This is a genomic window from Alteromonas sp. G5_S2_22_S1, from assembly GCF_054968525.1.
Genome location: NZ_JBQKUJ010000025.1, coordinates 1 through 24,739 on the forward strand (window position 1 = coordinate 1; position 24,739 = coordinate 24,739).

The 24,739-nt window shown below is 44.9% G+C and carries 25 protein-coding genes and 2 tRNA genes; 12 read left to right on the forward strand and 15 right to left on the reverse strand.

The window, feature by feature from the left end; genetic code table 11:
• Positions 1 to 191: 191 nt before the first annotated feature.
• The 6 genes from ACTRWF_RS18440 to orn all read right to left on the reverse strand — a co-directional run bounded on the left by ACTRWF_RS18440 (position 192) and on the right by orn (position 6,152).
• On the reverse strand, positions 192 to 653 hold the full coding sequence (locus ACTRWF_RS18440; RefSeq protein WP_012517059.1) for a hotdog fold domain-containing protein: 462 nt from the start codon (positions 651 to 653) through the stop codon (positions 192 to 194).
• A gap of 183 nt (positions 654 to 836) precedes the next feature.
• Positions 837 to 3,923 (reverse strand): TonB-dependent receptor domain-containing protein, encoded by a 3,087-nt coding sequence (locus ACTRWF_RS18445; RefSeq protein ID WP_462836010.1) that lies wholly within the window; start codon positions 3,921 to 3,923, stop codon positions 837 to 839.
• A 477-nt stretch (positions 3,924 to 4,400) separates the two neighbouring features.
• Positions 4,401 to 5,195, reverse strand: a complete 795-nt coding sequence (locus tag ACTRWF_RS18450) for a hypothetical protein (RefSeq protein WP_012517057.1) — start codon at positions 5,193 to 5,195, stop codon at positions 4,401 to 4,403.
• 105 nt (positions 5,196 to 5,300) lie between these two features.
• A tRNA-Gly gene (locus ACTRWF_RS18455) sits at positions 5,301 to 5,376 on the reverse strand.
• A gap of 53 nt (positions 5,377 to 5,429) precedes the next feature.
• Positions 5,430 to 5,505: transfer RNA gene (locus ACTRWF_RS18460), tRNA-Gly, on the reverse strand.
• A 101-nt stretch (positions 5,506 to 5,606) separates the two neighbouring features.
• The gene (orn, locus tag ACTRWF_RS18465; protein ID WP_012517056.1) at positions 5,607 to 6,152 is read right to left on the reverse strand and encodes an oligoribonuclease; all 546 of its coding nucleotides are present in this window, start codon (positions 6,150 to 6,152) and stop codon (positions 5,607 to 5,609) included.
• Positions 6,153 to 6,238: 86 nt separating this feature from the next.
• Here orn and rsgA point away from each other — a divergent pair, with 86 nt between their 5' ends.
• The 4 genes from rsgA (at position 6,239) to ACTRWF_RS18485 (ending at position 10,026) form a co-directional block, all read left to right on the forward strand.
• Positions 6,239 to 7,282, forward strand: a complete 1,044-nt coding sequence (rsgA, locus tag ACTRWF_RS18470) for a small ribosomal subunit biogenesis GTPase RsgA (RefSeq protein WP_012517055.1) — start codon at positions 6,239 to 6,241, stop codon at positions 7,280 to 7,282.
• 166 nt (positions 7,283 to 7,448) lie between these two features.
• The gene (gene asd / locus ACTRWF_RS18475) at positions 7,449 to 8,426 is read left to right on the forward strand and encodes an archaetidylserine decarboxylase (RefSeq protein ID WP_015066110.1); all 978 of its coding nucleotides are present in this window, start codon (positions 7,449 to 7,451) and stop codon (positions 8,424 to 8,426) included.
• A 3-nt stretch (positions 8,427 to 8,429) separates the two neighbouring features.
• Complete coding sequence (locus ACTRWF_RS18480; RefSeq protein ID WP_012517053.1) at positions 8,430 to 9,305, forward strand: DMT family transporter; 876 nt, start codon at positions 8,430 to 8,432, stop codon at positions 9,303 to 9,305.
• Positions 9,306 to 9,336: 31 nt separating this feature from the next.
• A complete protein-coding gene (locus ACTRWF_RS18485; protein ID WP_462836011.1) occupies positions 9,337 to 10,026 on the forward strand; it encodes a glycerophosphodiester phosphodiesterase family protein in 690 nt (229 codons plus the stop codon).
• 39 nt (positions 10,027 to 10,065) lie between these two features.
• Here the strand turns inward: ACTRWF_RS18485 and ACTRWF_RS18490 are convergent, their stop codons facing one another.
• The 3 genes from ACTRWF_RS18490 to ACTRWF_RS18500 all read right to left on the reverse strand — a co-directional run bounded on the left by ACTRWF_RS18490 (position 10,066) and on the right by ACTRWF_RS18500 (position 12,931).
• Entirely contained in the window at positions 10,066 to 10,494 is a 429-nt protein-coding gene (locus ACTRWF_RS18490) for a MerC domain-containing protein (protein ID WP_012517051.1), read from the reverse strand.
• Positions 10,495 to 10,650: 156 nt separating this feature from the next.
• Positions 10,651 to 11,592 carry a divergent polysaccharide deacetylase family protein gene (locus ACTRWF_RS18495; RefSeq protein ID WP_462836012.1) on the reverse strand — a complete coding sequence of 314 codons (942 nt, stop codon included), beginning with the start codon at positions 11,590 to 11,592 and terminating at the stop codon, positions 10,651 to 10,653.
• Between the two features lie 175 nt (positions 11,593 to 11,767).
• Entirely contained in the window at positions 11,768 to 12,931 is a 1,164-nt protein-coding gene (locus ACTRWF_RS18500) for a murein hydrolase activator EnvC family protein (RefSeq protein WP_012517049.1), read from the reverse strand.
• A 250-nt stretch (positions 12,932 to 13,181) separates the two neighbouring features.
• On the opposite strand from ACTRWF_RS18500, the gene ACTRWF_RS18505 reads away from it, so the two are divergent.
• The 4 genes from ACTRWF_RS18505 to gpsA all read left to right on the forward strand — a co-directional run bounded on the left by ACTRWF_RS18505 (position 13,182) and on the right by gpsA (position 15,494).
• Positions 13,182 to 13,607, forward strand: coding sequence for a rhodanese-like domain-containing protein (locus ACTRWF_RS18505; protein ID WP_012517048.1), 426 nt, complete (start codon positions 13,182 to 13,184; stop codon positions 13,605 to 13,607).
• A 12-nt stretch (positions 13,608 to 13,619) separates the two neighbouring features.
• Positions 13,620 to 13,880: a glutaredoxin 3 gene (gene grxC, locus ACTRWF_RS18510; RefSeq protein WP_014948069.1), complete on the forward strand. Its 261-nt coding sequence runs from the start codon at positions 13,620 to 13,622 to the stop codon at positions 13,878 to 13,880.
• Positions 13,881 to 13,942: 62 nt separating this feature from the next.
• Entirely contained in the window at positions 13,943 to 14,452 is a 510-nt protein-coding gene (gene secB, locus ACTRWF_RS18515; protein WP_012517046.1) for a protein-export chaperone SecB, read from the forward strand.
• Positions 14,453 to 14,462: 10 nt separating this feature from the next.
• Entirely contained in the window at positions 14,463 to 15,494 is a 1,032-nt protein-coding gene (gpsA, locus tag ACTRWF_RS18520) for an NAD(P)H-dependent glycerol-3-phosphate dehydrogenase (RefSeq protein ID WP_462836013.1), read from the forward strand.
• 42 nt (positions 15,495 to 15,536) lie between these two features.
• On the opposite strand, the gene ACTRWF_RS18525 is transcribed toward gpsA, so the two are convergent.
• The 5 genes from ACTRWF_RS18525 to ACTRWF_RS18545 form a co-directional block, all read right to left on the reverse strand.
• A complete protein-coding gene (locus tag ACTRWF_RS18525; RefSeq protein ID WP_020745259.1) occupies positions 15,537 to 15,938 on the reverse strand; it encodes a hypothetical protein in 402 nt (133 codons plus the stop codon).
• Positions 15,939 to 16,109: 171 nt separating this feature from the next.
• On the reverse strand, positions 16,110 to 16,574 hold the full coding sequence (gene trmL / locus ACTRWF_RS18530; RefSeq protein ID WP_012517043.1) for a tRNA (uridine(34)/cytosine(34)/5-carboxymethylaminomethyluridine(34)-2'-O)-methyltransferase TrmL: 465 nt from the start codon (positions 16,572 to 16,574) through the stop codon (positions 16,110 to 16,112).
• 130 nt (positions 16,575 to 16,704) lie between these two features.
• A complete protein-coding gene (locus ACTRWF_RS18535) occupies positions 16,705 to 17,673 on the reverse strand; it encodes an alpha/beta fold hydrolase (RefSeq protein WP_020742771.1) in 969 nt (322 codons plus the stop codon).
• 62 nt (positions 17,674 to 17,735) lie between these two features.
• A complete protein-coding gene (locus ACTRWF_RS18540) occupies positions 17,736 to 19,097 on the reverse strand; it encodes an ATP-binding protein (RefSeq protein WP_012517041.1) in 1,362 nt (453 codons plus the stop codon).
• Complete coding sequence (locus tag ACTRWF_RS18545; protein ID WP_012517040.1) at positions 19,097 to 19,840, reverse strand: response regulator transcription factor; 744 nt, start codon at positions 19,838 to 19,840, stop codon at positions 19,097 to 19,099. The genes ACTRWF_RS18540 and ACTRWF_RS18545 overlap by 1 nt, the downstream gene beginning before the upstream one ends.
• Before the next feature lie 209 nt (positions 19,841 to 20,049).
• Between ACTRWF_RS18545 and ACTRWF_RS18550 the strand changes: the two genes are divergently transcribed.
• A complete protein-coding gene (locus ACTRWF_RS18550; protein WP_020742770.1) occupies positions 20,050 to 20,877 on the forward strand; it encodes a Spy/CpxP family protein refolding chaperone in 828 nt (275 codons plus the stop codon).
• A gap of 117 nt (positions 20,878 to 20,994) precedes the next feature.
• On the opposite strand, the gene ACTRWF_RS18555 is transcribed toward ACTRWF_RS18550, so the two are convergent.
• Positions 20,995 to 21,405, reverse strand: coding sequence for a methylglyoxal synthase (locus ACTRWF_RS18555; protein WP_012517038.1), 411 nt, complete (start codon positions 21,403 to 21,405; stop codon positions 20,995 to 20,997).
• Positions 21,406 to 21,982: 577 nt separating this feature from the next.
• Here ACTRWF_RS18555 and argC point away from each other — a divergent pair.
• Genes argC through ACTRWF_RS18570 form a run of 3 tightly spaced genes read left to right on the forward strand, consistent with a single transcriptional unit; the run spans position 21,983 to position 24,707 of the window.
• Entirely contained in the window at positions 21,983 to 22,996 is a 1,014-nt protein-coding gene (argC, locus tag ACTRWF_RS18560) for an N-acetyl-gamma-glutamyl-phosphate reductase (RefSeq protein ID WP_012517037.1), read from the forward strand.
• On the forward strand, positions 22,993 to 23,796 hold the full coding sequence (gene argB / locus ACTRWF_RS18565) for an acetylglutamate kinase (protein WP_012517036.1): 804 nt from the start codon (positions 22,993 to 22,995) through the stop codon (positions 23,794 to 23,796). Before argC ends, argB begins: the two co-directional genes overlap by 4 nt.
• Positions 23,796 to 24,707, forward strand: a complete 912-nt coding sequence (locus tag ACTRWF_RS18570; RefSeq protein WP_020742768.1) for an ornithine carbamoyltransferase — start codon at positions 23,796 to 23,798, stop codon at positions 24,705 to 24,707. The genes argB and ACTRWF_RS18570 overlap by 1 nt, the downstream gene beginning before the upstream one ends.
• Positions 24,708 to 24,739: the final 32 nt, after the last annotated feature.

Genomic DNA, 24,739 nt, shown 5'->3' on the forward strand with positions numbered 1-24,739 from the left:
GAGGGCTGCCAGCTAATAGTTGAATGAAATAGACTTCCGATATAGCGCCTTAATCGCTTACCACGTTATTCTTAGATGTGTTTTTGAATACTGTCAATTGGAAATAGGCCTGTCGTAAAAACTTAATATTGCTCCTTAAAGCAGACATAAAAAAAGGCCGCAAAAGCGACCTTCAAATAACGCGACATAGTTTAGCGTTTTTCGCTTACCCAAACCGTAATAGTACCATCTACAACCACTGTTCCTTCAGCGTTATACGCCTTAACTGAAATGGGTAAATCGCCAGGCTTCCACGCATCTGCTGGCACTTCGGCGACACAGCGAATATCTGAGTCTGCTTTCGCCGGATACTTTACTTCCATACCTTTTGGGATCCACCTAAGGTTTTTAGGGATTGACGCTTCGCACATAAAGCCCATGGCCATTTCTAAACCATTACAAATCGCAATGACATGAACCGTACCAATGTGGTTTTCTACCCCTTTACGCTTTTTAATAAGCACTTCACAGTAGTTAGGTTTGATGTCTGTAATAAGGGGGGAAACTGTTGAGAAATAAGGTGCTCTGCGGGCTGAATACCAGCTAAACAGCTTTTTGCCAAAGGGCAGTTTAAGGAATTTGTTATATGTATTTAGTACGTAATTCTTTGACATAGTTGTTCACGCTGATAGTTGGGAGCTTTTTATCTTTCGAGTGATTATTAAATCTGCGCCACTGGTTAGACCAGAGGAAGTTACATTAACATAATCTCAACGAAGTAGTGATGCAAATAAATTCCTATTTAGAGATATAAAAAAAGCAGCTAAAAAAAGCTGCTTTTGATATCTGTGTAGACGCTACATTGTGTAATTTACGCCTAGGTAGAAGAAGCGTCCTCTAGGTCCTGCCGGTCTCGACAATGTGCCAAGGTAAGGATCTTCCTCAAACGCGTTGTTGATACCACCATATACTTCTAGGCTATCTTCAAAAGTGTATGAAACAGAAAAATCATGCACCAATGCAGAGCCAGTGTGAGTTTGACTGATAAAATCAGGATCACTCTCGATATCCTGGTTTTCTAGCCCTGGAAGTAGCTGGCTTCCTTCGTAGCGTCCTCTCCACCCAACAACGAGTTCACCAATTATATAGTCTGCACTCATGTTTACGATCCACTCTGGTCGCCCAAATGTTCCAAGAACATCAGTGACTTCGTCAGGTGCACTCACATCCCTTACTTCATCATTTTTGAGGAAGTTTGTTCCGTTGATAGTGAATTCAATTCTTCCGTCTGTGTCGACTAATTTAGCCAACTCAAAGCCATAATCTATGCGGAAATCAATACCAGATGTTTCTACCGCTGCAAGGTTGATAAACCCTGAACGAAAATCTGTGATAAATCCATTTGTAGCATCACGGTCAATTGCGTCACAAAATTGGTTGTTGATTGTTGGCGCGTCTACGCAGTTAGATGCAATGTCAAAACCAGTAAGGCTATCAATCAGGCCATCAATTTCAATATTATAGTAGTCTAGTGTCACTACTAAACCTTCCAGCATACCGTCGAGCTCTGTATCTGGTCTCCACACTGTACCAATCGTGATGGTTTCTGCTTCTTCAGGATCAAGGTCTGGGTTACCGCCCGTTGAACCAGAAACAAACGCTGACAGGAAGTTAGTAGAATCATAAGTGCCATCAGCTACCGCGTCGCCAATCAGTGCAATACAGTTCGCCTCCCTGAACTCAGAGCCCGCACTAATTAAGTTTTGGTTACAAGGGTCATCTCCTGCACCAAGTGAAGCCGCAAATGTAGGTGCGAAGGCTTCATTAATGTTGGGAACCCGCACCGCTTCAGAGAAGGTCGTTCGAATACTAAATGTATCAATAGGTGACCATACTGTTCCTATCGTCCAAGCGTCATGCGTACCATATGGGTCGTAGTCTGAGCTTCTGTATGCAGTGCGCAGCTCTAATCGCTCAGCGAAATCGACACCTTCTAGTAAAGGTATAGTTGCTTCTACAAAGTATTCTGAAACATCGTACTCACCGTCAGAAGGATTGGTTGGGCCGTTGCGAGAGTCTAATGTTCCAAAGGTTAAGCCTGCTGCGGAGTATGGATCTGGCGTATAGGTACTTGACTCTTTTCTCCATTCGTAACCAAGAGCAAACATAACAGGGCCTGCCGGAAGCTCGAATAAATCAGAAGAGTCTCCCGATACTACTGCTAAGAAATTCTCTTGCGTTATATCGTTCTGCTCAGTGCCAGGTTGGAATATAAAGTTAGCCGCTTCAGCGCTGATTGAATCCTTTCCAAACAAATTCACTGGTACACAAGAACCATCACCAGGCTGGAAAGTTAAGAATCCAAAATTCGCATTCGCAGATGGAAACGGCGACGTAGGAGGAAGCGCAGAACTGTCTAGGTCAGAGCGACAAACAACATTGCCAGTTGCTGGATCTGTTACAGCGTCAATAGCGGCGAAGTATCTGTCTTCTATGCGCAAGTTCGAAGTAATGTCGGCATCAGTTCGACCGTAGTTATAGAAAACCTCGTACTCTAGAGCGGTGTTAGGGATATAACCATCGAAGCCTGTAACAATACGATACGTTTTACGTTCCGCTTCTGGGTTTGAATTAGCGTTTATATCAAGAACATCGCGGGACATTACCAAGCTTGGTGATTCACCTTCTGCTTGTAATTCATTAATTTGAGACAGTAGAGCTGCAGGAATATACGGATTGTCTAGTGAGATTGGAATATCGTCATTGAAACCATTCACCTGATTAGTTTCTTTAGTCGAGCTAAATACGAATTTGGCATCTACAAAGAAATTTACGAATTCATTTAGTTCGTAATTTGACACTGCCTGTACTAAGACTCTTTTAGACTCTGGAAGGATAAGTTCAGCGTCGGGACTACCCGGTACACCATCACCACCACTCGCATCGAAAGGTCCAGCATAAACATCGCCGGGATTGTAGGCACGTAAGGTGCCGTCTTCACCCACTACCTGACACGTTGGAAACATGGACGTTCCGATAGTGCCGCAACCTAGCACGCCGCCAGATCCAGCGACATCCCCAAACGCACTGCCAGTTAATGAAATTACACCTCTGTCACTTGAAATTGGAAGTCTGTAATCTGGCACCCAAGTATTCTTGAAGCGTGAATCAATACCAAATGCACTCTGAGTAGCCTCTGTATTGGCTACTTGTGTATATAGACCAGAGCCTGCGAAGTCTCTATCTCTAGCATACACTGGGCTGGTTTCTTGGTATTCAACCGCGAATACTAAATCACCTTTATCTGTAGAAAAGCCGTTGGCCAATGATAAAAAGAATTCATTCGCATCACCATCGTCAGTCACACCTGTTTGAGTGCGAAGCTCTAGCCCGTCGAACGAGGCTCCGTTTCTCATATTAAAGTTGACAACACCGGTTACCGCATCAGCGCCGTAAACAGCTGAGGCACCACCAGTGAGGACTTCCACGTTTCTAAGTAAAGCAGTAGAGATGGTATTTACATCAACAGAGCCCGTACCCTCAATACCTGAAACATGTCGTCGACCGTTCTCCATAACCAAGGTTCGCTCACTACCTAGATTACGTAAGTCCAGTAAGCTTGCTCCTAGTGGGGTTCCATTAAATGCAGAAAAAGACCCCGGCAGTGACGCCTGTAGTTGAGGCGATTCACGCAACATGGCACCTAAATCTATTTGACCAGATGTTTTGATATCACCAGCATTAATGGCAAGAACAGGACTCGCTGCTTCCAGGGAGGAGTCTTGAGCAACGCGAGAACCGGTTACAACTACTTTTTCGACATCCTTCTCTTCAACAGCGGCTTCTTCCTGAGCCTGAACCGCAGATGCACTAACGGTAAGTGCAGATGCTACTGCAATTGCTAGTGCAGAAATATTGTTTTGCTTTGATGAACCAAAAGCCATGTGTGTTTCTCCAAGTATTACTTTTTCGTTCCAAAGTGCTCTTTACGGCACTTTCGAGGAGTCTAAAAGCGATGGTTATTTTTTATATGTCTGAGATATGCGTTTTACATAGCCTATTTAATTAACACACTATGTTTAGCAAACCATGTAGATCTGCAAACTATGTGCCTATCAAAAGGCGACTAATTAGCGAAACTACCGCTAAAAAACGGCGCATTATGCATATTTACCCACTAAAATCCATTTAATATTCAAACAGACTTATTAAAGTGCTACCAGTTGCACAATTTTCGTGCAAAAGGCACAACAAGTCCTAGGTTTATCGAGATGCGGATTAAAATCTAGGCGGCTACGCACCAATACGATGCAAAAAATGATGAATAAGGATTCATTATAGTGCGTGAACGCAGACAGAATCGGTGCTGGAAAATGGCATAACGAGAAACTTATACTTTGGTATAATTTTGCAGATTACAGCTATTGCAGCTTGTTTAGATACTTATCAATATGCAATTGAATACTGCCGTGGTCTCGACACTTCACGGTACCCTGAACTGATTTAGTTGCGTCACCCGCTAGCGTGGGAAAGTCACGATCGTTAAGAGTAACCCCCTTGTTTTTACTGAGGGTGCTAAATAACTTCCCTTTTATTGAACTGCAATCAAGGACTATTTCGATGCTTTTTAGAAAGTCTTCGTTTTCAGTATTGGAGGAGTTAGAAAGCTTAGGGTTTCTTTTCACATTCGAATGAGTTTTGTTTGAAGGTGATTGATTAGCGATGTCATGCAATCGTTGTGCGTTCAAACGATTGATATAATCTTGTGTGGCATCCCGAATTTTAAGCTTGGTTTCTTTTGTTCTTGCTTTAAATTGTGGTGAAGGTTCTTTTACCAAAAGTTTCTGTGGTTCTTTAGTTTTGCCAACCACTTTGTTAGCGCTCGATACTTTCTCACCCTTTTTAGTTTTTTCAATGGCAGCGCTATGTTCTAGGTCGCTACCTTTCTCATTCACTGGTTCTGAATCAATGTCGGTCTTTTGAGGGGCACTCGTTGGCATTACTAATACTGCTTTTAGCAATACAGGTGGAAAGTGTTGCTGATTTATAGACTCGTTTTCTGTGGTGAATGCCAACGCGAGTAACAAGCTCCCATTGATACCAAGTGAAAGTAAAAGCGCACGAAGATCAGAAGCGCTTGGCAGGCTTATTTGAGTAAGACTGCTCCTCTCAAGCTCATATCTATCAATCCTTGAGTCTACCATTAATGCATCCATCCATAAAAGCACCTAGTAGTTGAGCATTAACAAAGAAGAAAGTTCAGATAGCTTTCACTTACAAAGTAAATGCGATTATGAAATATGAATACTGAAGAAAAAATTTGGAGCGGGAAACGAGATTCGAACTCGCGACCCCGACCTTGGCAAGGTCGTGCTCTACCAACTGAGCTATTCCCGCATAGAGTCGATGCTGTGCATCTTATAGGCAATCTAGAGACCTAGATTAAAATTTGGAGCGGGAAACGAGATTCGAACTCGCGACCCCGACCTTGGCAAGGTCGTGCTCTACCAACTGAGCTATTCCCGCAACAAAAGAGGTACTTCGTTTGAAGTGGTGCGCATTTTACAAAAATTTTGGGGTAACGCAACCTTTAATTCTACTTTTTTTGCACCTCAATGCTCGAATGCTTAAATCGTAAACACTTTCTCTCGATAATAGCGCATTTCTTCAATAGACTCGCGAATATCATCTAAGGCTAAGTGTACGCCTTTCTTTTCGAAACCATCTAAAACTTCAGGCTTCCAGCGGCGCGTTAGCTCTTTTATTGTACTTACATCAATATTTCTATAGTGGAAGTAAGCTTCAAGCTCGGGCATGTACTTAACCATGAATCGTCTGTCTTGCCCAATGGTGTTTCCACACAGTGGTGATTTACCTGCATCTACCCACTGCTCTAAAAAGGCAATAGTCTGTGCGGATGCTTCTTCTACGCTTATTTTACTCTCTCGGCAACGCGCAGTAAGCCCACTTTCTCCGTGAACGCGTGTGCACCACTCGTCCATGTTGTTTAACACGTCATCACTTTGATGTACCGCTATTACGGGGCCTTCAGCCAAAATATTAAGCTGTGCATCGGTAACTATGGTGGCAATTTCCATAACTACGCAGGTTTCAGGATCTAACCCTGTCATTTCCATGTCTATCCAAACAAGGTTACTGTCGTGTTTACTCATTACTTTCCTCTTTGCGCTACAGACATGGCAACCATGCCCTACAAACGGTATTATTGACATAGTATACGTGAAACTAGAAAAGAATCGTGGCGAAAAAACCAAAACTTACACAACGACAGAAACGACAAGTTGCAGCAAACAGAAGCAAACGCTTGCGTGAAAAGCACGGCGCTAAAGATGCTTCGAGTCTGGACGAAAGCGCGTTAGAGAGCGGTACTGTAATTGGCCGCTTCGGCAAACATGCCGATGTTGAAGATACCAATGGCGAAGTTTCCCGCTGCCATATTCGCCGTACAGTCGACTCTGTAGTGTGCGGAGACAAAGTCTTTTTCAGCAAAGGGGATGATGCTGAGTCGGGGGTAAGAGGTGTTATCGAAATAGTAAAAGACAGGCACTCCGTGCTCACTCGCCCCGATTATTACGACGGTATCAAACCCATTGCCGCGAATATCGACCGTATTATTGTGGTTAGCTCTATTTTACCTTCTCTTTCACTGAATATAATCGACCGCTATTTGGTGGCCTGTGAAGATATTGGCATTACGCCACTTATTGTACTTAATAAAGTAGAGCTGCTTAGCGATGAAGAACGCGCAACCGTCACAGAGCAGCTTAAAACCTATGAAAAACTAGGCTACGAAGTGCTGTTTACCAGCTGTAAAACTGGCGAGGGTATTAATACACTTAACGAATACCTTAATGATAATATCAGCGTTTTCGTGGGGCAGTCGGGCGTTGGTAAATCGAGCCTTATTAACCAGGTTCTGCCAGATGCCGATGAATTAACCGGTGATATCTCAGATAACTCAGGGCTGGGTCAACACACCACCACCGCTGCTAAACTGCTTCATTTACCGGCTGGGGGTGATTTAATTGATTCTCCAGGAGTACGTGAGTTTGGCCTGTGGCATATTCCCGTTGAGCGTATCACATGGGGTTTTATTGAGTTTAGAGACTATTTAGGCGGCTGCAAATTTCGCGACTGCAAGCACTTAAACGATCCGGGCTGCTTGTTAAGAGAAGCGGTTGAAGAAGGGAAAATCAGTGCAGAACGCTTTGACAGCTACCACCGAATATTAACCACGATGGAAGAGCAGCGTCCTAGCCATAGTCAGCCCCCAGGTGCATAAGCGGTTTTAAACAAAACGCGATAACACTCACCGAGAGTAAACCCGTGCTTATGCTTTTGTGTAAGCACTCATAACCCTAAAGTTGCTCTAAATACTACGACTTACTATACAATAGCGCTATCTATGCAATGCGTTATTGTTTGCATAAAAGAAACGGAGATATTTTGTGTTAGATTGGCTTAAAGTTAATTTACAATACGTTACCCCTAAGCATTTGCTTTCTCGCCTTGTGGGTAAACTCGCTGAAGCAGAGATGGGTAGCGTGACAACCTTTTTCATCAAGCTATTTATTAAGCAATACAATGTTGATATGACCGAGGCTCTTCATGAAAAGCCCGAGCATTACCGAAGCTTCAATAAATTCTTCACTCGTCCGCTTAAGCCAGAAGCGCGCACTATCGATGAAAGTGACGATGTGCTAATCCATGCTGTTGACGGCACAGTGAGCCAGTTTGGCGATATCCGCAGCGACAGCATTTTCCAAGCGAAAGGCCATGACTTCAGCCTTACCACGTTACTAGGCGGAAAACCTGATGTTGCCGCACCGTTTAAAAACGGCAAGTTCGCAACAGTCTACTTGGCGCCACGTGACTATCACAGAATCCATATGCCTATTGAAGGTACGCTAACTGACATGCTGTACGTGCCGGGCGAACTGTTTTCGGTCAACCCGCTTACTGCACAAAATATTCCGGGCCTTTTCGCACGTAACGAACGTGTTGTAGCGCTGTTCGACACCCCGGTGGGCAAAATGGCAATGGTATTAGTAGGTGCTACTATTGTGGCGAGTATCGAAACGGTTTGGGCTGGCACGGTGACTCCACCTACAGGTAAGACGGTCCAGCACTGGTCGTATGAAACTGATAGCGAAGCGGCGGTTAAGTTAGAAAAAGGGGCTGAACTTGGACGCTTTAAGCTAGGCTCAACCATTGTAGTTTGTTTCGAAAAAGACATGATAGATTTCGAAGATATTGCCCCTGGCATGGTGACACGCTTAGGTGAGCCGATGGCTTCAAAAATGTCTTCACAAAAAGCTATTACACCAGAGCAAACTACCGAAACTCCTGTTCAAGCTAGCAACGAGTTTGATGACAATGCTGGCGAAACCAAGAAAGATACACCTTCAGAGGGCGCTGACAGCTAATTTATGGATGCTGTTAAAAAAAGCCTAATTTCGCTTCACCTCACGGTTGTTTTATTAGGTGGTACGGCCCTTTTTTCTAGGCTTGTACCACTTAGTGCCAGTGATATTACCCTGGTCCGCTCGGTATTTGCATGCATTGCCCTATTTGCATTTCTAAAGCTGGCCAAAAATAAAATAAAGCTGAATAGCAGAAAAGATTACGGCGTTGCGCTTGGCTTAGGCTTACTCATGGCGCTTCATTGGGTTACCTACTTTGCGGCGATGCAGTATGCCGGCGTATCTGTGGGCATGATTGCGCTTTTCACCTTTCCTGTAATTACCGTACTTATCGAACCTTTTTTCGAACGAGTAAGGCTGGTTTGGCAGGATATCCTATCTACGTTAACGGTGATCATTGGCGTATACCTAATTGTGCCTGAAACATCGTTAGAGAACGATATTACGCTTGGCGTTCTAATAGGCATTGCCTCTGCTATTTTGTATTCGTTTAGAAACCTTATTCATCGCAAACACTTTAAGCATTATACTGGTGCACAAGCGATGGCATGGCAAACCTTAGTTATTAGCGTGTTGATGCTGCCTGTAGGAAGTGAAGCCATTGCCTCTGCCTCAACGAATTCATGGCTCATGTTGTTGCTATTAGGCACCGTATTTACAGCCCTGCCCCATGCGTTAATTGCAGCGAGTCTGCGACATTTACGAGCAAAAACTTTTTCTCTAATAGCCTGCATGCAGCCTCTTTACGGCGTTTTTCTCGCTATTATTTTGCTAAATGAAACGCCTGGCTGGAGTGCGCTAGTAGGAGGCATACTCATTACCTCGGCGTCAGTTTATGAAACGCTTAATACCCATAAGTTGCACAGTTCAAACGATGAATAATGCGTATTGATAATGGAAGGGGCTAGTACCTATGCTCATTTTTGCACACCGCGGTGCCAGCAAAGCAGCACCTGAAAATACACTTAAAGCCTTTAGGTTAGCGTTTGAGCAACAAGCAGATGGTATTGAGTTTGACACTTATCAGCACGATGACGGCATTGTAGTTTTCCACGACAGGACCCTTAAACGTCGTGCTCGCGAGCCGGGTTACCTGTTAGATGCATCGTGGCAAGCGCTTCGAGAAATGGACATAGGCGAAGGTGAGCGCATACCAACCCTTTCTGAAACCCTAAAGTGTGTTGTTGATAATAAGTGGTGCAATATCGAAATTAAACACTTAAACGATGTCGATAGCTGGGTTGAAGACGTAAAGCAGGCTGTGCAAGAAAGCGGTATCAACGTTGATAAGCTGCTTCTATCCTCATTTAATCATCATTGGCTTCATGCAATCGCAAAGCGCTGGCCAAAGGTTAAGATTGGAGCGCTCTCGGCAAGTTACGAACTAGACTGTACTGCCAGCGCCCGAGCACTTAACGCCTATTCGGTTAATATTGCCTTAGATGCTGTTGATAAGAGCTTTGTACACGCGGCCCTACGCGATGGGTTTGACGTATTTGTATATACCGTTGATGAACCAAGGGATATGCTAATGCTACGAGAATGGGGCGTTACAGGTATCTTTACTAACGTGCCCGATACAGCCCTTAAGGCACTGTCATAATTAACCCCAGTGCTCGTTTTTTTGAATACGTTGTAACGCTTATTTTAATTCGGTAGAAAGATGCTCTGAAAATACAGTGTTCTTGCAGCATTTACACTGTCTGCACAAACGCATATTAAACCAGTGCCCGGCTACGATAAGCGCTGCCCCGAGAGCGATGGTAAATGGTTCGTAGTGATGCCCAAAAATATCTTTATGCCAGTAAATAGCGCCACCTGTGAACAATAATATAAGTGGGTAGTATTTACCGTGGTAACGGACAGCACCGCTAATCAACGCCACTGCGCCTACAATTAAAGAGAAGGTTAAAATGGTTCTTTCGAACCACACTTGCGCAAAAAAGCTTGAACCTACAAGAGGTAATAGCGGGATCAAGACAGGTAGAGCGAGACAATGCAACGCACACAAGCTCGACACCCAAATGCCAAGTTTGTCTAGTTTTGTTGGATTCTCATCAATTGGAGTCATTACTCTAAATACCACCGTGCCGGAATATGTGCGCAAAAATACTGTCAGAGACGTTATATTATAACAGACTAGCAAAAATGCGAAACGTTCCCACATTAAATTTTGATCTTATTGAGACGAAAGTAGACTAATGAAGGGGAAAAGTAAGTGGGTTAACTATTCCTTTGGCGCAACATCAGTGATTTCTGGCGACACTTTTCGCGTGCTATATCGAGTGTGCTCTAGGTTTTCTGAACTTACTTTATTCGTGAAAGCCAAATTATTTTTCAGAGTAATATTTTTGTCAGCAATGTTTTTACTGGCAATTATGTGGTGTGAAAGCCCTGCGGTTTGCTCATGCACATTTGGAAACTGCTTCGCCACTTTCGGTGCATCGGGAAAATAGTCTGCCACAGAGGCGAGGCTAAAGCCTTCTTTTTCAAGTAGTGGTAAATGCGTTTGCAAAAAGTCTATGGTGGCAGGATGAGGGTGACCTATAACTAAAACTCGTCCTTCACGCTTAGCAATACGCTTCATCTCATTTAATTGGCGTAATAAAAACGCAGGCTCTAAGCGGTGATCAAGGAACACTTGGCGACTGGCGTTAGGCACACCGAGTTGTTCGGCAATTTCCTTTCCTTTAGATAATACTGTCGTTCGGCTGTCGACAAAGAATAGCCCCTGACGCTTCACCTCTTTAAGTAACGCTTCCATCGCCTCTCGCTGCCCGGTAAAGGCACTTCCCATATGGTTGTTGATACCCACCGCGTTAGGTACGCTCTTCATTGCCCTGCGGACATTGTGTGTAATAGCACCGGCGTACATATCAGTTGAAAGCCCAAGGGGCCCCATATTTTTACCATTTTGAGCCTGCATCGGCATATGCAGCATTACCGCCCTGCCCTCTTTTTCAGCGCGCTGCGCTATTTCAGATGCCAAAGGCGTTTGTGGGAGTATGGAAAAAGTAACTTCTTTAGGAAGAGAGAAAGCAGCGATATCGGACGGCCTGTAGCCCAGGTCATCTAAGATTATTATTATGTCTGACTTTGCTTTGACGTAAGGGCTAACAAGCCCGCATAAAACAAAGATTATACAAGGCGTTAGCAGACGCAAAAGCATCTAAATCACATCCATTTTTCATCATTATTATTTAGCGCACAATACACATAGCTGTGTTTTATTTTTAACTCTCAAACTTAGCATACCAACAACTGGTTCAGTTTCAACGTTGCTGATGACTTTAGTGTTATTTTAATAGCGCCAGCCCACGCGCGCACTCTGGTTGGGCAACCGCTCAGTCTAGCCACGAGCTTGGATTAAGGGCTTTACCTTTGTGGCGAATTTCAAAGTAAAGGTTAGGATATTCCTGACCGCCACTTCGCCCAACAAGGGCTATTCGCTCGCCCCGTCTAACATCGTCACCAGCCTGTTTAAGCAAAGCTTGATTGTGCCCATACACGCTCATGTAGCCTTTACCATGGTCAATAATAGCAACCAACCCGAAACCACGAAGCCAATCGGCGTAGAGGACTTTACCAGGGGCGATGCTATTGACAGGGTCGCCTTCTGCACCATCAATGATAATACCTTTCCAAGATACTTGCCCTTGGCGGCGGCTACCAAATAGCTTTCGAACTCTCCCTTTCACTGGCGGCGTTAACTTTCCTTTGAGCTTCGCTAGTCCGTCCATAGATACTTCCGCATTCCTTGCAGCTCGTTCAGCGGCTATACGCGCGGCCTCTATAGCATCTCTAAGGGCTTTTTCATCGGCCTGCAATGAAGCAATTCTTTGGTTTTCCGACGCTATAGTTTTATTGATTTTTGTGAGTGTTTTTTTACGGTCGGCTTGGCGCGTTATGAGCACCGCGCGCTGACCTTCTTGCTCTTCTTTAAGAGCGGCAAGCGATTGCGCTTTTTCATCGAGTTCAGCGTTAACTTCCTCAAGCCTTGCTACATTGCTTCTAAAACTTTCAATCTCTTTTTGACGAGCTTTAGCAACATATTGGTAATAGGTAATTACGCGTTCAAATGTGCGGGCGTCATCTTGATAAAACAACATTTTTGCGTAGTCGTAATGCCCCGCCATAAAAGCACTTTTTAATTGACTAGATAATAAAGACTGCTGTTTGCGAATAGCCGCTTTAAGGGTTTCTTGCTCAGCACCAAGCTTTGCTTGTTCTTGCTCTACATTGGCAAGCGACTGACGAGTAATGGCTAATGCCTTGGCGACTTTCGCTATCTCAAGTTCAGAGGCTTTAAGTACACTTTTTAGCTCTTGCGCACTGGCTTTATTATTTTTTAATACCTGTTGGCGCGCGCGAAGCTCTGCCTGTAGTTCTGCTAACTTCTCTTTTTGCGCACTGGCCCCGGCTTCTTGCGCAATAGCACCACTTCCAATCGGCAGAGTAGCGAGTGCAATAATACACCCTATGATTGAAAGTAATGACCGTAATGACATAACGTGTGCTTAAAACCTCGCCTTTTTCGATAATGCGTCAATTTCGTTATTGCTATTAATAACATTTTCCAGTGTATCTGACGGTCACGCATATGCCCAGTGCAATTTATCCGTAATATCAACCATCTAAAGTATTTCTATGAAGCATGCCGCACCTCACATCCATCTTAGTGAAAGGTAGGCTGGTTTCTCGCCCATTTTTCTATATACTTTGCACTCTTTTCATGGTCTGTAGACAGGGTTAGAGGTAATGGATCAACTAATTGAATTTGCTAGCAACAACTTTATTCTTGCTGGTATTTGGGTTGCGCTGATTGCCATGTTGATATTTAGTTATATCAGTGCATGGACATCTTCGGTAAAAGAGCTAAGCACTCACGAAGCAACACTTTTAATTAATAAACATGACGCAATAGTACTTGATACACGTCCTGCGAAAGAATTTAATGCAGGTCATATTTTGGGTGCAAGGCAGATTAAACCTGAAGAAGTGCGCGAGAAAAACTTCAAGAAACTTGAAAACAGTAAAGACAAACCCATTATCGTAGTATGCGCTATGGGTAATCAGGCTCGTGGTACAGCAAATGCGATGCAAAAAGACGGCTTCGCGAATGTGAATGTATTAAAAGGCGGAATGAACGCATGGCAAAGCGCCAGCCTTCCCGTTTCTAAATAACAGGTAACCTTTATGAGCAAAGTAGAACTTTACACCAAGGGCCACTGCCCATACTGCCATCGCGCAAAAGCGCTGTTGACGCAAAAGGGTGTAGAATTTATTGAATACCCGATAGATGTTAAGCCTGAGCTACGCGACGAAATGATTGAGCGAGCAAACGGCGGCTGGACTGTTCCACAGATTTTCATTGACGATCAGCACGTTGGTGGCTGTGACGATATGATGGCTTTAGAAGCACAAAGCAAACTAAACCCTATGCTGGGTTTAGCGTAAAGCGTCAGCGCATACAGCAACGCACTACATTAAATTAAAACGACAATTAAATAGGAAATACCATGGCTGACGAAAATCAGACAAACAACGGCGAAGCAGCAGGCGCACAAGCGCAGCAGGGTGCTCAGTTCAATATTCAGCGTATCTACACAAAAGACATCTCTTTTGAGTCTCCAAACGCGCCAGCTATTTTCACTAAAGAGTGGAAGCCAGAAATTAAACTAGACATCGACACTAGCACGAACAAGCTAGAAGAAAATGTATTTGAAGTTGTGCTTTCAGTGACCGTAACGGCAACACTAGGCGAAGAGACGGCCTTCCTATGTGAAGTACAGCAAGCAGGTATTTTTGCTATTGGCGAAATGCCAGACCAAAACAAAGCGCACACGCTAGGTTCGTTCTGCCCGAACATGCTTTTCCCATATGCGCGTGAGACAATTTCTAACTTGGTTAACCGTGGTACTTTCCCTCCACTTAACCTCGCACCTGTAAACTTCGACGCTATCTTTGCCGCTTACGTGCAAAAACGTGCACAGCAAGCGCAGGGCGAAGCGCCTAAAATGGACGCCTAATTAGTTGACCATGAAGGACGTGGACATGAAGTCGAATCCGGTTTCAGAGTCAGTTTCAGTATTGGGGGCGGGGTCTTATGGCACCGCCCTTGCTTTTTGCCTTGCCAGAAATGGTAACCCGACATTACTTTGGGGTCGCGATGAAAAGCACGTTGCCGAGATGAACACCAACCGAGAAAACGCTCGCTATCTTCCAGGCGCAACATTTCCTGATGCGTTGGTTGTTAATGCCAATCTAGAAGAAGTGGTCGCTGCCAGCCAAGACATCTTAGTGGTAGTACCTAGCCATGCATTTGCGGCTATGCTTCAAAGCTTGAAGCCCTTGCTTAAACCGCATCAGCGTATTATTTGGGCAACCAAAGGGCTAGAGCCTAAAACCGGTCGTTTACTTCGTGATGTAGCAGAAGAAATTCTGGGAACCGACTATCCGCTAGCGGTGCTTTCAGGCCCCACTTTCGCTAAAGAAATGGTAGCAGGCTTGCCTACCGCTATTTCACTGTCTTCTACCGACGATACCTTAAGTGATGAGTTTGCAGCAAAACTGCACTGTGCGAAGTCATTTCGCGTATACAAGAACTCAGACTTCACGGGTGTACAGCTGGGCGGTGCGGTGAAAAACGTTATCGCTATTGGCGCTGGTTTAGCAGATGGATTAGGCTTTGGTGCTAATGCACGTACAGCGTTAATCACCCGTGGCTTAGCAGAACTCACCCGTTTGGGCGTAAAGCTAGGTGCAAATCCAGAAACCTTTATGGGTATGGCGGGTCTTGGCGATTTGGTATTAACCTGTACTGACAATCAGTCGCGCAATCGTCGCTTTGGTTTGGCACTAGGCCAAGGTAAAAGCGTGGATGTGGCCATTGAAGAAATTGGTCAGGTCGTTGAAGGTTACCGCAATACTGAAGAAGTACACGTATTATCGAAAAAAGTGGGGGTGGAAATGCCTATCTGTGAGCAGATATACGCGGTGCTTTATCACGGAAAATCCCCTAAAGAAGCAGCCTTAGCCCTGCTTGGTCGAGATTTAAAAAACGAAGCGTAATCACATTACGCTTCATTTTTATTTAGTTATTTCAGCGACTAATTAGCGACCTTCTCTTATCACTATCACTTTTGCGTTGTCTCGATAGCCATCGTGGTTATGTTTATAGCGCTTAGAGCTTTTCACTTTCTTCGCCTTCTTGTAGGGTGAATCAACGACCACATAGCGATTTCCTTGCTTGCGGTAGTAATGGTTATTCGCAACGTAGTAACGATGATTATTAATAACCTCAACTCTATGCGCCCCCGGCAAAACATTAACGTACAGCCCAATCTCTGGTACGCTAATGGCTACATCAACCAAAGTGCGAGCAGGCTGTGTAATAACGGTTACCGTTTCATTTGCCCCTCTTTTACCGTGAGAGTGATGCCCTGAGTGCGCGCTAGCTTGCCCAGCCACCATTAAACAAACGCCGGTAATAATACTGAGTGTTATACGTTTCATAATGCTACTCCTAACTCATTTGTGTATATTCACAGGCTATACTAATGAGTGAAGCTGAACGAAAACTGACTCTGACGCGCTTTACGCTGTCTTTACATTGGGCATAAAAAAGCCCTTATAACAGGGCGTTTTTAAAATGAATATCTTCAGAAAGCTTTTACCCGCCTTCTGCTACCGGGCACCTTCGTAGCCAAACTGGCGCCAGCTTTCATATACAAAGACAGATACGGCATTGGATAAGTTCATACTGCGGCTGTCTGGTAACATGGGAATGCGAACGCGCTGCTCTGGCGGTAGCGATTGAATATAATCATCCGGTAAACCACGGGTCTCAGGACCAAATATAAGTGCATCGCCTTTTTGATAGGATACGTCGCTATGAAACGCTTTGCCTTTGGTGGTGCAGGCAAAAACGCGGTTCGGTTTTGCATCTTCAAGGTAAGCATCTAAACTAGCATGGCGTTTTACATGAGCAAACTCATGGTAATCTAAGCCTGCACGACGTACCCGCTTGTCGTCCCAATCAAAGCCCAAAGGCTCAATAAGGTGCAGCATAAAGCCGCTATTCGCACATAAGCGAATAATATTTCCAGTATTTGGCGGGATTTCTGGCTGATAAAGTACGATATCTAGCATGCTTGTTTAAATTACCTTCAAGATTAAAAACCCGTTCATTTTATAACGAAACCGCCCTTTGCATCACCCTACCCTTCTCTTTAATTGCATGTTAATGGTCTTAACCATGCAGCATAGTTAACGAGTAACCTTAGCTTTCTGTAAGAAAATCGAGAATGCGGGTGAGCGAGCGTTCACGAATATCGTCAGACTCGGTGAAGAGCTCATGATAAGCACGAGGTACAATTTCTAACGTTGCGTTAGGCATACGCTGCGCTACAAGACGCTGGCGCTTATTATCGATAATAGCATCGTCATCGGCACTTAATACCAGTGTGGGGGTGGTAATGGCCCCAGCGCTGTTTTCAATTTTATTCATTGCCTGGTGGGCTGCCGCTAACCATTCAGTGGTCACGCCGCCTAGCTGTATATCCTGCTCTTCGTCATACAATTCGCGGAATAGTGCGTAGCGGGTTTTACTATGCGTCAGTTTATTCAGTGCAAATGGAAAGGCGATATACGGTGTCTGCCCGAAGAAGTAGCCTGAATCGGCTTTTTTCATTCTATTAACCGCAAGGCCAGTGCGTATTAGCCCGTTTGCTAGCCAGTTAGGCAGCGATGGCTTAATGCCAAACATCGGTGATGCAAATACGGCTTTAGAGAAAAGCTTTGGCATGCGCAGTAAAGTCAATGCGCCTATTGCTCCACCCATCGAGTGGCACACTAACAATAAAGGCCCTTGTTGCTTAGGCTTAACAATGGTTTCTACAAATGTGACAAAGTCATCTACGTAATCATCGAAGTGGGCTACATAGCCATGCTGCGGGTCGCTTGTCATTCGGTCAGATAGGCCTTGACCTCGGTGATCAAGAATAAAAACGGCAAAGCCATTTTGATAGAGATCGTAAATAAACTCTTTGTATTTTAAGTAAGACTCAATACGCCCTGAACAAATCACAATCGTTGCGCGAGGCGACTTAGGAATACAATGCGAATAGCGCACTGTGATATTGTCTTTTCCTACGAAATGGCCCTGCGTCACGCTGTGCTGCCAAAAAGGATTAATATCTGTAGCAAAAGTGCTAGCTAAGTTATTTTCAGACGTGAACGCCCAGTTCATAAATACCCTTTTACTGTCAATACGCGCTCTATTAGGCCTAAAGCGATCTTCCTACGTTGTGCTTACGACTTAGGAAAAGACAAGGTTACTTTAAGCCCACCGCGCTCAGCCGGTTCAGCAATAATCCTTCCATGATGCAACTCCACGGCTGCTTTTGCAATGGATAAACCTAAGCCCACGCCCCCGGACTCCCGCTCTCTGGCAAGCGTTGCTCGATAAAAGGGAGAAAAGATGCGTTCACACTCTTCATGGGAGAGCCCTTCACCATCATCAGCAATATGAATACACCAGTGCTCTGAATCCTCGCTAAACGAGATACGGGTAACAAGCGCGCTATGACGAATTGCGTTGCGCAATACATTTTCTATTGCACGACAAAACATCATACTATCGATAACCACTGTCTTTTGAGGTATGTCATCAATTTGAAGCTGCTTGTTTTTATTTGCCGCCTCAAAATTCGCGTCGGTAAACACATCGTTTAGTACAAGCGACAGCATTTGCTTTTGCATAGATGCTTCACCAGCTTCAGCTTTACTCAAGGTGAGAAGTTGACTCACTAACGCTTCCATCCGATCGGCTTCTCGCTCTACACGCGCTAAGGTTTCAGGATCTACGTTTTGCTGATGCGCAAGTCCTAATGCCATTTGTAAGCGGGCAAGCGGTGAGCGTAGTTCATGAGAGACATCGGCCAATAGGCGTTTTTGGGCGCCCCACATGGACTCTAGCTGTTCTGCCATCTTGTTAAAGTCCCGCGAAAGCTGCCCTAGCTCGTCCTGACGCTTAGCCGCTCGGCCTACTCGAGCCTGCCAGTCACCGCTCGCTATGCGTTTCGCTGAGCTTTGTATACGCAGTATGGGGTTAGTCAGTGATTTCGCAAACAACCAGCTCAATAATATGGTGGTAATCAAGGCGATGGTTAGGAACAGTAAAATCGGTGGAGTTTGCTTTTCAGGCATTTCCAGTCTCACTGAAAAAAGCGCAAATCGGGAGCCGTCTCGCTCGAAGAAAACCGGCCCCAAAATTTTAAATGCTCCCCGCTTCACCGCTATGGGTGACGTTTGTGTGACTAATCGAAGTAAATCTTCTTTGTCCTCGTTACGAAGCGGTGGGCCACCACCAGAAATAACGCGGTTATCACTAATATCGATAGCCACCATTCGCCCTCTCCCTCCCCGAGAATGGCGGTCAAGCGCTCCGCGTAATGGTGCACCTTGGTAACGGTTATCTTGTATGCGCTCCACCACTTGATTGAGAGCAGCCACTTCACGTGGTTTTATCGGTACAATTTCAAGATCTTCAAAGAAAAGGCGGCTGCCCCAAATAGCCAGCAAGGCGGTGACAATAAACGTAGCCCAAAACCATAAAAACAATCGGCCCATGATGGCCCGCGTTGGGCTTACGCTGCGTAGCAGTTTTACCATTAATGGCTTCCAACAATTAACATATACCCGACACCGCGAATGGTTTTAATTTTTTCATCAACCGCCACGGCCCCTATTTTTTTGCGCAGGTTACTCACGTGCATATCAATACTTCTGTCAAAGGCTTGAAGCGGTTTGCCAAGTATTTTTAGGCTGATTTCTTCTTTTGTGACACGCTGTGCTGCATTAAGCATCAGCAAGCGCAGTATTAAAAATTCAGTGGTGGTAAGGGTAAGTTCTACATCATCTACTTTGGCAAGCTGACTACTGGGGCTTAGTAAAATTCCATTTACAAACAAGTCTTGCTCAACGGCCCCGCCGCTTGATGACAAATTATGACGACGAACGATCGCTTTAATTCGAGCTACTAGCTCGCGATGATTAAAAGGTTTAGGCAAATAATCATCGGCGCCCATCTCAAGACCTAAAATTCGGTCGTAGTCGTCGCCTCTCGCGGTAAGCATAAGCACCGGCGTACTGTGGCTTGAACGAAGTTTTTTCAAAACGTCAAATCCATCCATTTTAGGCATCATCACATCAAGCAATATCAGGTCATAATGACGCCCAGACACCGCTTCAGATAACCCCTCTTCGCCATTGTTACGCACTTGTACCTGATAACCCATACCCGATAAGTAAGTAGCGAGCATTTCTGTTAGTTCTAGGTCATCATCAATAACAAGGATAGACTGCAAGTGAAAATCTGAACTCATGGTATTAAACTCTTTAACTGCTAGATTCATGAAAATGCCTGTAAATTGGATAGAATTCAACCTACGCTTATGGTGTGCCTCGCCTCAAGCCGACAACAGCACTGACAAATCGCGTACTATATCTTTTCAGACCTTTACAATCACAAATCGGCGGTGCCTTTACATAAGCTTTACACTGCATTGACTGCTTTTTTAGTCGAGCACGCTACGATTAGCTTGTCCGAAAAAAGGAGACGACAATGAAAAAGTTATTAATTGCTAGTGTAACGGTAGCAGCGATTGGCTTAGGTGGCCTTGCATTGGCGCAGCCGTTAGGGCCTGGTATGCGTCACCACGAACCGGTTAAAGAAATGGTTAAACATCTTCGCGACCTTAGCTTAAGCGACACGCAACGCGAAGAGATAAAAACACTTGTAAGCGCATTTAAAGACGCTAACCCTCGACCTAAATTTGGCGATATTGAAAAGCCTAGCTTTGATTTTGATACCGCCACTGAAGCCCAGCTCAGCGCTTTTATTCAAGCTCAGTTTGAAGAGCGTGAAGCTACCCATTTCGCTTTTGCTCAACTGCGTCACGACATCTACAACGTGCTGAATGAAGAGCAACAGGCAACTCTCTTAGCTCGAGACGCTAAAAGAGAATTAGATATACAAAAACATCGTGACGCTTTCGTAAAACAAGATGCTCGCTTTACCAAACGAATGGATGGTGAGGGTAAAGGTCCTAAACGCAAGCCTAGGGAATTTTTGTTTGAAGGCATTGAATTAAGCGACGAACAAATAGCGAGCTTTGCAGAACTTCGCGAGTCATTCAAAGATACATCGAAAACGAATGGAGAGACGCTACGCAATTTTAAAGACGCCCAGCGCGATTTGATTCGCAGCCAGTCTTTCTCTCAAAACGCTTGGGACGCGCTTATCGCCCAATACAAAGACGACCTTGTAAGTGCTGAGGTTGAGAAAGCCAAACAGCGCCAAGCCATGTTTCAAGTGCTAACGCAACAACAGCAAGCTACATTAAAGGCGCAACGAGAAAATGAACGTGAGTTACGGGATATGTTTAAATAAGCACTTACTGTTGAACCGTTACCCACCCTAAAAAGTGCTGGCCTAGGCCAGCCTTTTTTATATTCAACTAAACTTTAATACGCGTTCAGTAGAACTCTATTTACCTGCAATGGCATTTTAAAAATTTGGCTTTACCGGCTTGTAATCAGGCGATAAAAATAATGGCGATGTTATTACCAAATCTGCTGTGGCTGGCGTGCAGGCTACTGGTACATTCCATACTGAACACAGCCGCAGCAGCGCTTTTACGTCGGGGTCGTGGGGCGCTGGGTTTAGTGGATCCCAAAAAAAGAAAAGTGCATCTAGTTTATTCTCAGCAATTAATGCCCCAATTTGTTGGTCGCCGCCAAGCGGGCCGCTTTTATAGCGTGTAACCTCTAGACCCGTTTCGCTGGCAATCAGGCCTCCGGTGGTGCCTGTTCCCACTAAGTTGCACTGTTCAAGTATGGCAATATGCTGCTTAACCCATGCAAGTAGTTCTGGTTTTTTATGGTCGTGAGCGACAAGCGCCAAGGTAAGTTTGCTCATTTTAATTTCCGCTATTATTCCCAACAAATTATACGTAGCCCGCGAGCTTATGCCTGTGAATACCGTCTACTGATGGACTTACACTCCCAGTGTACCGTACTTTATCACTATCACCTGTAAACTCTGAAATAAGATATAAATATTCAATTCTATTGCTCACATTGTCAACTTACTGTCACAACTATAACTCTATTATAAAGTGCATTTTTTGAGACAAATAAGCCGCCGCAACAAGATAAAATATTTATACATTTTTATTGCATAAACATTCAAATTAGTTACACTAGTCCACGGTTAAGGCATCCAACCCCATTTTTGGGTTGTAACATGATAGGAATTGATGATGACACAACCAACTCGTGTTGTTGGTTTTACCACTAACAGCATTATAGAGTTTACCTCTCCCCTGGCTGGCTACACCTTGCATAGCACACGACGATGCGTGTGTACTTCTATGCTTATTCGGTAGCACACTTTTTACCTTTGTAATGTGGTCGCGGTTAGGCAAGGATTTACGGCTAACCAGTTTACAAAGGTAAAAAGTGATTTTTTTCTCCTTTTATTGAATTTATAAATTATGTATAGCGTTTCAATTATCGGTGCCAGTGGTTACACAGGGGCACAACTTGTTCAGTTAGTATTACAGCACCCTAAGCTTGAGTTAGCGGGTACTTACGTATCTGAAAACAGTAACGATGCGAACAAAAGCATTGCAGAACTGCATGGCAACCTTGCGCATGTAAATGCCACACTGACGCCTATTTCAGATACCGCGCTTAGTGAAATGGCAAATGGCGTAGACTTTATTTTTCTTGCTACCCCTCATGAGGCAAGCCACGATTGGATGCCAATCTTGTCATCAGGCAAAGCAAAAGTATTGGATTTATCAGGTGCCTTTAGAATTAAAGACACCGCGGTTTTTGAGCAGTTTTACGGTTTCCCGCACACGCAGACACAAAGCTTAGCGCAGGCGGTTTACGGTCTTGCCGAGTGGCACGAAGCGCAAATAGCAAGCGCCGACGTTATCGCAGTGCCGGGCTGTTATCCCACCGCCAGCCTTAGCGCGCTAAAACCACTTGCGCACAACGGCTTATTAGATGAGAGCGTACGCCCTGTAATTAACGCGGTTTCCGGCGTATCGGGTGCAGGTAGGAAAGCCAGTTTAACCACCAGCTTTTTTGAGGTAAGTCTTCAGGCCTATGGCGTGTTAGGCCATCGCCATACGCCTGAAATTGAAGCCTATTTAGGTACGCCTGTTATTTTCACGCCGCACCTTGGTAATTTCAAAAGAGGAATTCTGGCAACGGTAACCGTGAAAGTTAAAGCTGGTACCACCAGCGCACAACTTGAGAAAGCGTACACTGACGCCTATGCTGATAAACCCATTGTGCGTTTGCGCAAGAGTTTCCCAAAAATTGATGACGTTGCTCACACTCCCTTTGTCGATCTTCACTGGAAGTTGGATGAAGCATCTGGGTATGCAGTTGTTACCGCTGCCATTGACAACGTAATGAAAGGTGCAGCTTCACAAGCGATTCAGTGCCTTAACATAATGACGAAACAACCTATAGAAACAGGGTTAGTACTATGAGTGTTTCACCTATTGTAATTAAAGTTGGCGGCGCATTGCTTGATGATGCCGCGGCAATGACGCGCTTATTTCTAAGCGTAAAAGATGTGCAGGCCACTCGCCCAGTGGTAGTGGTTCACGGTGGCGGGCCTTTAGTGGAAACACTAATGGCAAGCCTTGGCCTTAAAAGCACCAAAATTGATGGCCTTCGGGTTACCCCCGATGAGCATATGCCCTATATTTGCGGTGCACTGGCCGGTTCTGCTAACAAGCAGTTATGCGCCGCCGCACTCGCCTCGGGTTTAACACCTGTCGGCTTGTCCTTACTTGACGGCAACATGGTGGTATGTGAACCACTTGCTGATCAATATGGCGCGGTGGGTGTGCCAAGTACCGCAGATGCGGCGTTTCTTAAGAGTGTTTTAGCCCAATCGACCTTGCCAATTATTAGCTCCATAGGCTCTAGCCCTCAAGGCAGACTACTTAACGTAAACGCAGACCAAGCGGCTACGGTTATCGCCGAACTGCTCAACGCCGAGCTTTTACTGCTTTCAAATGTTGATGGCGTACTTGACGGCAACAAAGCACTTATCAGTGCGTTAAATGCTAATAGTATTGCTCAATACGCCAGTGAAGGCGTAATCACCGATGGTATGAAAGTAAAAGTTGACGCTGCGCTTGCCTCTGCAGAGAGCCTAAGCCGCCCTGTTTATATCGCAAGTTGGGCGGCAGATATCACCGATATACTAAATAAAACAACAGGTACACAAATAGTACCTACAACCCTTGCCGCTGAAAACGGCAATGCCGGAGAAATATAATGAAACAGGACCTACTCACCTTTGCAGATTGGACACCAGAAGCAATGCAAAAATTGCTGCAATTGGCAGTAGAAATTAAACAAGCCCCAGCCAGCTACAGCAATGTGCTTGCGGGCAAGTCGATTGTTGCCCTGTTTGAAAAACCGTCGTTGCGAACTCGCGTAAGTTTCGATATCGGCATTAACAAGCTTGGCGGTCATATGGTGTACTTAGATGCTCAGTCGGGCAAATTAGCCGGACGCGAAGATGCAGTAGATACCGCCGCTAATCTTGCATGCTGGGCAGACGCTATCGTGGCTCGCGTGTTTTCTCACGAAACGCTAGAAACCTTTTCTAAGGCAGCCAAAGTGCCGGTAGTTAATGCACTGTGCGATAAATATCATCCCTGCCAAGGCTTGGCTGATTACCTCACTATGTTTGAACGCTTCGGTAAAACCGAAGGCTTGACTATGGCTTACGTGGGCGACGGTAACAATGTAACTCACTCGCTATTAATTGTGGGTGCGCTACTTGGTTGTAATCAAGTGGTAGTGACGCCAGAAGGTCACCAAGCCAGCCCTGAAATTGTGGCGCAAGCTAAGGCTATTGCCGAGAAAACCGGCGTAACTATCGTAGAGAGTACAGAGCTTAGTGCTGCAAACGGCGCAGATGTTATCTATGCTGATACGTGGCTTTCAATGGGCGACGATACGCCACTTGACGTTATCAAAGAAAAATTCATGCCTTATCAGGTCAATGAAGCGCTGATGGAGGCCACGGGTGCAAGCTACGTCATGCACTGCCAGCCTGCCCATCGCGATTTAGAAATCACAGGTTCGTTAATTGACAGCGACAAGTCGCTATTAATGCAACAAGCCGAAAATAGAATGCATGGCCAAAACGCCATCCTTACTCAATTACTTAACGCTTAAAAAGACGCCTAAAAAGACGCTTAAAAGGATTA